Genomic DNA, 10,722 nt, shown 5'->3' on the forward strand with positions numbered 1-10,722 from the left:
CGACCGCCCGCCTGCGTAGGCTGGGCGGAACGAGCGGAGGGGTGTCATGAGCGACAACGTCTGGGGGTCCCCGGACCCGTCGGCCCGGCGCGATCAGCCGGCGGCGACCGGGGTCGAGCGGAGCTCCGCAGCGCAGCCGCCCGCCGAGAACGGCGCCGAGACGCCGGCGGAGGTCGAGTTCGCCCGCCCCGAGGACATCGAGCGGGCGCAGGCCGTCAAGGACCTCAAGCGCCGCCGCGACTTCGCCGGCTCGGTCGGCGGCTGGGCGAGCGTCTCCGCGATCACCACCGGCGTCTGGTTCGCGACCGGCGCCGACGGCTACTTCTGGCCGATCTGGCCGATGCTCGGCATCGGCATCGGCGTGGCCAGCCAGGCCGCCGCCCTCTGGGGCCCGGCGAAGAAGGAGATCACCGAGGCGGACATCGCCGCCCAGATGCGCAAGCGCGAGTCCCGCGGCCGCTGACCCCCGGTCGCCCGCCTCCACGCTGGTCGAGCAGCCGCGCAGCGACGTATCGAGACCCACCGTCCTCAGCAGGGCAGGTCTGCAGACTCCCGTCCTGACGCAGGTGTGGATCTCGATACGCCCGCTCCGCGGGCTACTCGATCACCATGACTCCCTCCATGCCGGCCGCGTCGCCGCTTGCATGCTGGTCGAGTAGCCGCGCAGCGGCGTATCGAGACCCACCCCGACAGCACCCGCCACCCCCCTCCCAGGAGTCTCGTCGACCCCGGCTGCTAGGGTGCGTGACGAGCGCGCCGACGTCCCGACGGCTGCGCTCACGGCACAGCGTGGCGCGCCGGACCCGAGGCGTGCCGCCTCCGGCACCGCCCACTGACGGTTTGGACACCCTTGGCCGACTCCTCCTCGCCCTCCTCCGCGCAGCCTCCCTTCGACGCGTCGCAGTTCCACGAGCTCCCGCCGAAGCGGCCCTCCCGCCGAGCCGTCGTGCTCGGCGCGGTCGGCGCCGGCCTCGGCCTCGTCGCCCTCGGCGGCGGCGGCTACGCCGCCTACCGCGCCCTGCAGCCCGACCAGCCCGGCGTCTCCGGCGAGCCGGGCACCCCGGCCGCCGAGCTCGACCTGCTGGCCGGCGTCCCGACTCCGACGCCCTCCTTCGGCCCGAACGGCACCCACTGGCCCTCGCGGACCCCGTGGTTCACCGGCGACGTCGACCTCGAGGTCGAGGTGGAGTGCTCCTGGTCGGCGATCAGCGAGGCGATCACCACGGCGCTCGACACCGCGGGCCCCGCCGACACCGTCCGCATCCTCGTCGCACCGGGCGAGCTGCCCGGCGGCGGCGCCGGCTCGAGCTCGTCCCCGATGATGCAGGACATCGGCACGCTCGATCGCGACACCCGCGTCCTCGTCTACCCGCGCGACGGCTGGGGCACGGTGACCACCGCCAACTCCTGGCGCCTGCTCCGCGTCTACAACGTCGCGCTCGTCGGCATCGTCACCAACGGCGCCTTCCTCGCCTCCGGCTGCAGCAGCTCGGCCTTCGCGCGGATCACCACCAACGCCTACAACGTCTACGGCGTCGACGGCACCGACTTCACCGAGAACGTCGAGCTCGTCGAGGTGGTCGTCCCGGACGCCCAGCTCCGCGACGAGGACGTCTCGAGCATGCGCACCCCCACCGACGGTGCGGGCGGCCTCCGCCACATCTTCCGGATCGGCTGCTACACCGCCCCGGCGTACAAGGAGAAGGGCTCGGGCGCGCACACCGACACCGTGCAGTTCTCCGGCCAGGGCGGCAACTACTACGGCGACATCACGAGCATCGACTGCATCGACTTCGCCTCGACGAACACCGCGTTCCAGATCGGCTCGGCCGAGAACGTGCGCTACCAGCACTGCCTGGTCGTCGGAGCGGACGTCGTGAAGCGGGTCTTCCCGGTGCCGGACGAGGCCGACCAGGACGGCAGCTTCGGCGCCTCCAACGGCCCCGGCGTCGAGTTCGGCTGCTCCGCGCTCGACAGCACCTTCATCGGGCCGATGGGCGCCGCGACCTGGGCGTCGGTGACGAACTCGACCGCCGGCTACGAGACCAGCGGCGCGGCACCGAAGGAGGGCGAGTGGATCATCGACGAGTCGATCCTCGAGTGGAGCGCCGACGACGTGCACGAGCGCAGCCCGCAGGTGACGAGCGAATACCTGGCCCAGATCTGGGCCTGACCGGCTGAGCATCCGACCGGCTGAGCGTCCGACCGCCTCGCCGGCCGGGCGCCCGAGCGCGCGGCTTCCGGCGCTCAGCCCGCGTGCCGCCCGGCCCGCGCCGGTCGCGTCAGCGCGACGAGCGGCGCCGGCACCGTGAAGAGCGGATCCCCCGGGATCAGCGCCAGCACCCGGCGGATCCCGAGCGACAGCGCGACGATCGCCGCCGTGAGCACCAGCGGGTAGAGCAGCGCCGCGACCGGCTTCTCGAGCAGCCCCGTCAGCCAGGCGGCGTCCGGGTTCGCGACGAGCGACCACAGCCCGAGCAGCGGCACCTGCAGCAGGTAGATCGGCAGCGTCCGCCGCCCGATCGCCGAGCCGACCCGCGCCGCCGGCGCCCAGCGGCAGAGCAGAGCCGCGCAGGCCACGGCGAGCGGAATCGCGCTCGCGCTCACCACGAAGCCCGCGATCTGCCCGGCCGCCCCGTCGACGACACGCCCGCCCACGACCGCTACCAGGAACACCCCGAGCGGCACGAGCAGCACCAGCACGCCCGGCCGCGAGAAGCGGCGCAGCTGCTCCGCCCCGAGGACGCCGAGCGCGAAGAAGACGAAGTTGGCCAGCAGCGCGTCGCCGAAGAGGATCACCCGCAGGTTCGTCGCCAGGAACCAGGCGGCGGTGCCGAGCAGCAGGATCCCCCACCACGGCACCCGCAGCGCCCGCAGCAGCACCAGCACGAGCGGGTAGAGCGCGAGCGCGAAGAGGAACCAGAGCGTGGTCGTCGGGAAGACGAACTGCAGCAGGACGCGGTCGAGCGAGTCGATCGAGTGCGGGAAGTCCGGGCGCGCGAGCAGGGCGAAGAACACCGCGTAGAGCACGACCCACACCGCGTAGAGGTAGTAGTTCGAGACGAGCCGCACCCGCGCGGAGCCGCGACGCCAGCCGCGCAGCAGGCCGGACTGCGCGAGGAGCCCCGCCAGCGCGAAGAGGATCGGCATCCGGATGCGCCCGAGCGAGCCGCCGACCTGGTCCCAGAGCGCGGCGATCGAGGATCCGGGATCCGCGACGGTGGCGAAGCTCCAGATCAGGACGTGGAAGAGGACGACCGCGAGGACGCCGAGGCCGCGGGTCGTGTCGATCCAGGCGAGCCGCTCGCGCGCGACGAGCGCGTCCCCTGATCCCGTTGCCACGCGAACCAGTATGCGGGCTCGATGTGTCGCGGAAAACGCGACGTGCGGCGCGCGGCGTCGGTGCGCGGTGGTGGCTCGCGGTGTTCGATCACGCGTCGGCCGCCGATTCGCGCCGTCAGCTCGCCCCGTCGAGCCGCCCGACCGCGGTGACCCGCACGACCGCCGCACCCGCCTCGTCCGACTCCGCGAGATCGACCGTGGCGGAGATCCCCCAGTCGTGATCACCGGCCGGATCGTCCAGGATCTGCCGCACCCGCCACTCGGTCGGCGTCTCGGTGACGAGCAGCATCTTCGGACCGCGGGCGTCCGGCCCGATCCCGATCGAGTCGTGCTCGTCGTAGTAGTCGTCGAGCGCCTCTCCCCAGGCGTCGGCGTCGAAGCCGGCCGCCGCGTCCAGCTCGCCGAGCGCCTCGTGGTCGTCCAGCGCCGCGAGCGTGACCCGCCGGAACAGCTCGTTGCGCACCAGCACCCGGAAGGCGCGCTGGTTCGCTGTCAGTCGGCGCGGCGCGGGCGGCACGATCGCCTGGTCGGCGGCGTGCAGGGCCGGGTTGACCAGCTCCTCCCACTCGTCGACCAGCGAGGAGTCGACCTGGCGCACCAGCTCGCCGAGCCACTCGATCAGATCGTGCAGCTCCTCGTTCTTGATCTCGTCCGGGATGGTCTGCCGGGCGGCCCGGAACGCGTCGGAGAGGTAGCGCAGCACCAGGCCCTCCGAGCGGGAGAGCTTGTAGAACGCGCAGTACTCGCCGAACGACATCGCGCGCTCGTACATGTCGCGCACGACCGACTTGGGCGAGAGCTCGAAGTCGCGCACCCACGGCTGCACGGCGGTGTAGGTCTCGAAGGTCGCCTCGAGCAGCTCCTGGAGCGGCTTGGGGTGCGTGACGCTCTCGAGCAGCTCCATCCGCTCCTCGTACTCGATGCCGTCCGCCTTCATCGCGGCGACCGCGTCGCCCCTGGCCTGGAACTGCTGGGCGCCGAGGATCTGCCGCGGGTCGTCGAGCGTGGCCTCGAGCACCGAGATCACGTCCAGCGCGAAGGTCGGCGACTCCGGGTCGAGCACGTCGAACACGGCGAGCGCGAACGGCGAGAGCGGCTGGTTGAGCGCGAAGTTCGGCTGCAGATCGACGGTCAGCCGGATGCGGACCACGCCATCGGCGTCGACGATCTGCTCGACGACCTCCGCGGTGCGGAGCGTGCGGTAGATGCCCAGCGCCCGGCGGGCCAGCTGCAGCTGCCGCTTCCACGGCTCGTGGTTGTCGAAGATCAGCGCGTGCACGTTCGCGAAGACATCGCCGCCGCGCGCGATCACGTTGAGCAGCATCGCGGAGGTGATCGTCATGTGCGAGGTGAGCGTCTCGGGCTCGGCGTCGACGAGCTTGCGGAAGCTCGGCTCGCCCCAGCTGACGAAGCCCTGCGGCGCGCGCTTGCCGACCCATTTGCGCCGCTTCTTCGGGTCGTCGCCCATCTTGTCGAGCGCCTTACGATTCTCCGACTCGTGCTCGGGCGCCTGCACCACCACGGTGCCCGCGGTGTCGTAGCCCGCGCGGCCGGCCCGCCCGGCGATCTGGTGGAACTCGCGCGCCGAGAGCTGGCGGCTCTTCACGCCGTCGTACTTGGTCAGCGCGCTGAGCAGGACCGTCCGGATCGGCACGTTGATGCCGACGCCGAGGGTGTCCGTCCCGCAGATCACCCGCAGCATGCCCTGCTGGGCCAGCTGCTCGACCAGGCGGCGGTACTTGGGCAGCATGCCCGCGTGGTGCACGCCGATCCCGAGCCGGAGCAGGCGCGAGAGGGTCTTGCCGAACGCGGTCGTGAAGCGGAAGCCGCCGATCACCTCGGCGATGCGGTCGCGGTGCTCGCGGGTGGCGATGTTCGCGCTGGTCAGCGCCTGCGCGCGCTCGAGCGCGGCGGCCTGGGAGAAGTGCACGATGTAGACCGGCGCCTGGTTCGTCGAGAGCAGCTCCTCGATCGAGTCGTGGATCGGCGCGATCTCGTAGAAGAAGTGCAGCGGCACCGGCCGCTCGACGCCGGTGACCGTCGCGGTCTCGCGCCCCGTGCGCCGGGTGAGGTCCGCTGCGAGCGCCGTCACATCGCCCAGCGTCGCCGACATCAGCACGAACTGCACGTGCGGCAGCGTCAGCAGCGGTACCTGCCAGGCCCAGCCGCGGGACGGGTCGGCGTAGAAGTGGAACTCGTCCATCACGACCTGGTCGACGTCGGTCTCGGCGCCGTGCCGGAGTGCCAGGTTGGCGAGGATCTCGGCGGTGCAGCAGATGATCGGCGCGTCCGGGTTCACCGAGGAGTCGCCGGTCACCATGCCGACGTTCGCGGCGCCGAAGACGTCGACCAGCGCGAAGAACTTCTCCGAGACGAGCGCCTTGATCGGCGCGGTGTAGTAGCTGCGCCGGCCGTTCGCCAGCGCGGCGGCGTGCGCCCCGATCGCGACCAGCGACTTCCCGGTGCCGGTCGGCGTCGACAGGATCAGATTCGCCCCCGACGAGATCTCGATCATCGACTCGTCCTGCGCCGGGTACAGCGGCAGCCCCCGCGCCTCGGCCCACTCCGTGAACGCCAGGTACACCGCGTCGTCGTCGACGCGCCCGTCGGCGTCGGGCGTCGGCATCCGTTCGAGCAGCGTCGCAGTCATCCCCCCATCCTCCCGGAGTTTCCTGCGCCAGGCCCCCTCCCTGCTGGTCCAGTGCCTCCGCAGCGGCCGCACCCTGCTGGTCGAGTAGCCGCGCAGCGGCGTATCGAGACCCACCCACCCGGACACCGGTGGATCTCGATACGCCCTCTCCGAGGGCTGCTCGATCACCATGCCGATGCCGGTCGAGCAGCCGCGCAGCGGCGTATCGGGACCCGCGCTCACGGTCGCGCTCGATCCGCGAGGGCCCGGCGTAGCCGCTCGACCGAGCGCTCGGGGTGCGGCAGGAACTCGGCCGCGACGATGCGCACCGGGTGCACACCGATCGCGAGGAAGTCGTCGTAGCGGCCGACGTCGCGCGCGAACCGGCGGTTGCTCGTGCGGTGTCCGTCGCCCTCGTACTCCCAGGACACCCGCTCCCGCTCGTACCAGCCGTCGGGCCGCCCGACGAAGACACCCACCGACGTGAACAGCGCCACCTGGAGCTGCGGCTCCGGCAGTCCTGCCCGCACCGACGCGAGCCGGAAACGGGACTCCGGCCGCGACTCGGCGCCGTCGCGCACCAGCGCGATCGCCTCGCGCAGCCGCGCCGCCCCGCGCCCGCAGAACCACGCCACTCGCTCGCGGAGCTCCCCCAGCGGCACCCAGGGGCGCGGATCCTCCGAGTCTCCGCGGTGCGGCGTCCGCACGAGCGCGTCGCCCACCGCCACGAGATCGTCGAGCTCGAGCAGCGTGCCCAGATGGCAGAAGAGCGACGCCCCGTCGGTCATCGGCAAGCCGTGCCGGACGACGCGCCGTACCCGCGCATCGGAGACCGCGTGCCCGGCCACTCCCGGACGCCGTGCCGCCCGAGCCGGCGCGCGCACGCTGACATGCAGCGGCTCACCCGGCAGGGCGCGCGGGAGCTCCAGCGGCCAGAGCCTCGCCGCGGTCAGATGGCTGAGGACCGCTCCCGGCCCGAGCAGGGCGAGGAGCGCCCGCGCGCGGATCTCGAGGTCCGGATCGACGCCCTCGACCCGCACGCCGTGGAACGGCGCCGTCAGATCGCCGCTGCGCAGGCGACCCCGGGCGAGACCGACGCGAGCGGCCTCGGCGACGGTGAACGGCCGCCCGAGGAGCTCGGAGGGAAGACGGGACGGCTGCGGCATCCCGCCACCGTGCCGCACGCGGACCCCTGAGAACCGCTCTTCACAGACCCGCCTGTTCTCCACACCCCGACCGCGCCAGTCGATCCGTCACGAACGGTCCCCTCGCGCATCCGGAGACGACCGTTCGTGCCGGATCGACGCGAGCAATGGGCTGGGCGATCAGCAAGCTGGGGCCGGTTCAGCAGTCCGCGGGTCAGGCGAGTGCGCGCTCGACGTACGGGCGCAGGTCGGCGGCGAGGCGCAGCTCGCCCGCGGCCTCGGCGTCGAGGAGGGTCTGCGCGTCGTCGGCGCGGCGCTCGACGAACCAGCGGCGCAGCGGCACGGCGCGCTCCGGGCGCGAGAGCAGCTCGATCGCGTCGCCGGCCTCGATGCTCCCCCGGTGCAGGACCCGCAGGTAGGCGCCGGTGCGCCCCTCGTCGGCGAAGCGCTTGACCCAGTGCGGCTCGCCGAGCACGCGCTGGAAGGTCGCGCACGGCGTCCGCGGCATCGTCACCTCGACCTCGACCTTCTCGCCGATCCGCCACCGCTCGCCGATCACGGCGCCGGTGAGATCGAGCCCCTCGACGCGCAGGTTCTCGCCGAACCGTCCGGGGGGCATCTCGTAGCCGAGCCGCTCCGCCCACCACTCGGCGTCCTCGCGGGCGTAGGCGTAGAGCGCCTTCGCCTCGCCGCCGTGGTGCGCGCGGTCGGCCTGCACGTCGGCGTAGACGCCGAGATCGCGGATGACGACCGGCCCCTCGACGGGGCGCTTGTCGATGGCGGTCACGCCGACCAGGCCCGGGTCCGGGAGCAGGCGGTCGACACGGCAGACGGCGAGGAGTCGGGGCATGCGGTCATGCTCTCACCGCACGGGCCTGCTCGCGCGCAGAGGCTCGCCGGTGGGCGGTGCGCAGGTGCTCGCCGCGTAGGCTCGCCGGGTGCGCGCCGCCCTCCCCGCTCCCCGTTTCGATCCGCTCCTCCTCGACGGCCTCGCGGAGGGCTACGCCGGCGACACCGGCGCCCGCGAGCACGCGGAGGGCCTCCGCTTCGACGGCGTCGACCTCACCGGAGCGGACCTGACGGCCGCGTCCTTCAGTGAGTGCGTGCTCGACGGCGTGGTCCTCGAGCGGGCGCAGCTGCGGGCCGCCTCCCTCGTGGAATCGCGGCTCGAGCGGCTGGACGTGCCGGGGCTGTCCGCGCCCCGCAGCCGCTGGCGCTCGATCGAGCTCGCGTCCTCCCGGCTGGGCTCGGCCGAGCTCTACGAGAGCACCTTCGAGCAGGTCCGGATCTCCGACTGCAAGCTCGGCTACGTGAACCTGCGCGGAGCGACCCTGCGCGACGTCCTCTTCGAGCGCTGCACGATCGACGAGCTCGACCTCGGCGGGGCCACCGGTTCGCGAGTGGCCTTCACCGACTGCGACGTCCGCTCGCTCGAGCTGCCCGGCGCGAAGATCCAGGACCTCGACCTGCGCGGCGCCGAGCTGCACGTGCTCGGCGGTCTCGACGGGCTCCGCGGCGTCGCGCTCACGGAGCTGCAGCTCAGCCTGATGCTGCCGCTGTTCGCCGAGCACTTCGGCGTGCGGATCCTCGGCTGAGGCGCACCGCCGGTCCTATGCGCGCCGTCGCCCGATCCGCCGGCTGAGCGCGCGGCGCCCGAGCAGGAACACTCCGAGCACGATCGTCGCGACGACCACGAAGCTCAGCTGCACGCCCTGCCCCGAGAGCACCCGCAGCAGCATCCCGCCGGCCACCGTCACGACCCAGACCACGAGGCCGGAGACGAGGATGCGATCCGGCGTCCGCCAGGCGCGCGCGATCACCCAGCCCAGCAGCAGCGCCGCGAGGAAGGGCCAGAGCGTCACGAGGAAGCCCTCGAGCACCGAGTCGCCGTCGTGCGTCCGCCGCCCGATCAGCACGAAGACCGCGACGAGGAGGACGTCCACCGCCAGGCCGAGCCCGGCGCGGCGGGTCATGCCGGCTCCGTCACGAAGTCGATCAGCTGCTCGACCCGGCCGAGCAGCGCGGGCTCCAGGTCCTTGAAGGTCCGGACCTGCCCGAGGATGCGCTGCCAGGCGCGCGCGATGTCGGCCTGCTCGTCGTGCGGCCAGCCGAGCGCCTGGCAGATGCCCTTCTTCCACTCGATCGCGCGCGGGACGTCGGGCCAGCGCTCGAGGCCGACGCGGGCCGGCTTGACCGCCTGCCAGACGTCGACGAAGGGGTGCCCGACCACGAGGACGTGCGCGCCGTGCGGGCCGGCGGCGACCGCGTCGGCGATCCGCGACTCCTTCGATCCGCGCACGAGGTGGTCGACGAGCACGCCGATCCGCCGTCCGGGCCCGGGGGCGAAGGCGCGGACCAGCTCGTCGAGGTTGTCGACGCCCTCGATGTACTCGACGACGACGCCCTCGATCCGCAGGTCGTGACCCCAGACCTTCTCCACCAGCTCGGCGTCGTGGCGGCCCTCGACGTAGATGCGGCTCGGCAGCGCGACGCGCGCCTTCGCGTCCGCGACGTGGAAGGAGCCGGAGGCGGAGCGCGCCCGGCCGAGGTTCGCGTCGCGCTTGAGGCCGGGCGCCTTGAGCGACACCGGCTTGCCGTCGATCAGGAAGCCGGGGCCGATCGGGAAGACGCGGACCTTGCCGAAGCGGTCCTCCAGCTTCACCATCCGCAGCTCCACGCCGACGACGGCGCCGACGAATCCGGAGGCGACCTCCTCGACCACGAGATCGCGCTCGGCCTCGATCACCGCGACCTCGACCGTGTTCTTCGCCCGCCAGTTCCCGGCGAGCACGTCCTGCCCGTACCTGTCCTCGTCCATCGCCTCGAGGGTAGCCCGCTGCTGCGGATGATCATCACTCTCGATTACCCGAATGTATTGCGATGCGTTTATGGATCTGGTCCACTGGTCCTGGCCGCCGACCGGTGGCCGCGTTCCTCGAAAGGCAGCACCATGAGCAGCACCGACCTCCACGCCGAGCACGACCTCACCGAGCACCAGCACGGCGACGGCTGCGGCCACACCACCGTTCAGCACGACGACCACGTCGACTACGCGCACGGCACCCACCGCCACGCCCTGCACGGCGACCACTACGACGAGCACGGCGCCCACGCCGAGCACGTCGCCGCCGCCGACCAGTCCTGACCCGTTCGGCGGCAGCATGCTGGTCGAGTAGCGCGCAGCGCGTATCGAGACCCACCCTCCGGACGACGGTGGATCTCGATACACCCTCTCCGAGGGCTGCTCGATCAGCATGAGCGAGCCGCCCATGCAAGACGGCGGCCGGCCCCGTCTGCCGGCGAGCACGACGCCGCCACCGCCCTTGCATGCTGGCCGAGGAGCGCGAAGCGCGTATCGAGACCCCGCCGCCGGCGAGCATGACGCTGCGAGACCCCGCTCCCAGCCGTGGTGAGTAGGCTGGCGGGGATACAACGTGCTCCGGGGTCGGTGAGAGTCCGAACCGGCGGTGACAGTCCGCGAGCCGCTGACCACTTCGGTGGGAGGCGGTTGACCTGGTGGAATTCCGGGACCGACGGTGAAAGTCCGGATGGGAGGCAGCACGAGCGTCGCGCGCGAGCGCGGCGCTGAACGACGGTGCCCGCGCA

General features: G+C 72.5%; 10 protein-coding genes and 1 riboswitch. Of the genes, 4 read left to right on the plus strand and 6 right to left on the minus strand.

The window, feature by feature from the left end:
* The first annotated feature begins 46 nt into the window (after nt 1–46).
* Together EDF22_RS12105 and EDF22_RS12110 are read left to right on the plus strand one after the other, a co-directional pair.
* Nucleotides 47–463, plus strand: a complete 417-nt coding sequence (locus EDF22_RS12105; protein WP_123705175.1) for a 2TM domain-containing protein — start codon at nt 47–49, stop codon at nt 461–463.
* Between the two features lie 387 nt (nt 464–850).
* A complete protein-coding gene (locus EDF22_RS12110; RefSeq protein ID WP_123705176.1) occupies nt 851–2,173 on the plus strand; it encodes a hypothetical protein in 1,323 nt (440 codons plus the stop codon).
* 74 nt (nt 2,174–2,247) lie between these two features.
* Here the strand turns inward: EDF22_RS12110 and EDF22_RS12115 are convergent, their stop codons facing one another.
* From EDF22_RS12115 to EDF22_RS12130, 4 genes are all read right to left on the minus strand, one after another.
* Nucleotides 2,248–3,342: an acyltransferase gene (locus tag EDF22_RS12115; RefSeq protein ID WP_185020294.1), complete on the minus strand. Its 1,095-nt coding sequence runs from the start codon at nt 3,340–3,342 to the stop codon at nt 2,248–2,250.
* A 115-nt stretch (nt 3,343–3,457) separates the two neighbouring features.
* Nucleotides 3,458–5,992 carry an RNA helicase gene (locus tag EDF22_RS12120; RefSeq protein WP_123705178.1) on the minus strand — a complete coding sequence of 845 codons (2,535 nt, stop codon included), beginning with the start codon at nt 5,990–5,992 and terminating at the stop codon, nt 3,458–3,460.
* 218 nt (nt 5,993–6,210) lie between these two features.
* A complete protein-coding gene (locus EDF22_RS12125) occupies nt 6,211–7,137 on the minus strand; it encodes a hypothetical protein (protein WP_123705179.1) in 927 nt (308 codons plus the stop codon).
* A gap of 193 nt (nt 7,138–7,330) precedes the next feature.
* Nucleotides 7,331–7,966 carry an MOSC domain-containing protein gene (locus tag EDF22_RS12130; RefSeq protein WP_123705180.1) on the minus strand — a complete coding sequence of 212 codons (636 nt, stop codon included), beginning with the start codon at nt 7,964–7,966 and terminating at the stop codon, nt 7,331–7,333.
* Between the two features lie 88 nt (nt 7,967–8,054).
* Here EDF22_RS12130 and EDF22_RS12135 point away from each other — a divergent pair, with 88 nt between their 5' ends.
* On the plus strand, nt 8,055–8,711 hold the full coding sequence (locus EDF22_RS12135; protein WP_123705181.1) for a pentapeptide repeat-containing protein: 657 nt from the start codon (nt 8,055–8,057) through the stop codon (nt 8,709–8,711).
* A 15-nt stretch (nt 8,712–8,726) separates the two neighbouring features.
* On the opposite strand, the gene EDF22_RS12140 is transcribed toward EDF22_RS12135, so the two are convergent.
* Complete coding sequence (locus EDF22_RS12140) at nt 8,727–9,089, minus strand: DUF3054 domain-containing protein (protein WP_123705182.1); 363 nt, start codon at nt 9,087–9,089, stop codon at nt 8,727–8,729.
* Nucleotides 9,086–9,934: a DUF3097 domain-containing protein gene (locus EDF22_RS12145; protein ID WP_123705183.1), complete on the minus strand. Its 849-nt coding sequence runs from the start codon at nt 9,932–9,934 to the stop codon at nt 9,086–9,088. Before EDF22_RS12145 ends, EDF22_RS12140 begins: the two co-directional genes overlap by 4 nt.
* Before the next feature lie 132 nt (nt 9,935–10,066).
* Between EDF22_RS12145 and EDF22_RS12150 the strand changes: the two genes are divergently transcribed.
* The gene (locus EDF22_RS12150) at nt 10,067–10,261 is read left to right on the plus strand and encodes a zinc transporter permease (RefSeq protein ID WP_123447667.1); all 195 of its coding nucleotides are present in this window, start codon (nt 10,067–10,069) and stop codon (nt 10,259–10,261) included.
* Nucleotides 10,262–10,547: 286 nt separating this feature from the next.
* Nucleotides 10,548–10,681, plus strand: a riboswitch (FMN riboswitch).
* Nucleotides 10,682–10,722 lie beyond the last annotated feature (41 nt).

This window comes from Rathayibacter sp. PhB127 (assembly GCF_003751665.1).
GTDB lineage: Bacteria > Actinomycetota > Actinomycetes > Actinomycetales > Microbacteriaceae > Rathayibacter > Rathayibacter festucae.

What these genes read in the sequence shown, in the direction of transcription:
- EDF22_RS12105 (WP_123705175.1), top strand. Translation starts at nt 47, where the DNA reads ATGAGCGACAACGTCTGGGGGTCCCCGGACCCGTCGGCCCGGCGCGAT.
- EDF22_RS12120 (WP_123705178.1), bottom strand. Translation starts at nt 5,992, where the DNA reads ATGACTGCGACGCTGCTCGAACGGATGCCGACGCCCGACGCCGACGGG.
- EDF22_RS12125 (WP_123705179.1), bottom strand. Translation starts at nt 7,137, where the DNA reads ATGCCGCAGCCGTCCCGTCTTCCCTCCGAGCTCCTCGGGCGGCCGTTC.
- EDF22_RS12130 (WP_123705180.1), bottom strand. Translation starts at nt 7,966, where the DNA reads ATGCCCCGACTCCTCGCCGTCTGCCGTGTCGACCGCCTGCTCCCGGAC.
- EDF22_RS12140 (WP_123705182.1), bottom strand. Translation starts at nt 9,089, where the DNA reads ATGACCCGCCGCGCCGGGCTCGGCCTGGCGGTGGACGTCCTCCTCGTC.
- EDF22_RS12145 (WP_123705183.1), bottom strand. Translation starts at nt 9,934, where the DNA reads ATGGACGAGGACAGGTACGGGCAGGACGTGCTCGCCGGGAACTGGCGG.
- EDF22_RS12150 (WP_123447667.1), top strand. Translation starts at nt 10,067, where the DNA reads ATGAGCAGCACCGACCTCCACGCCGAGCACGACCTCACCGAGCACCAG.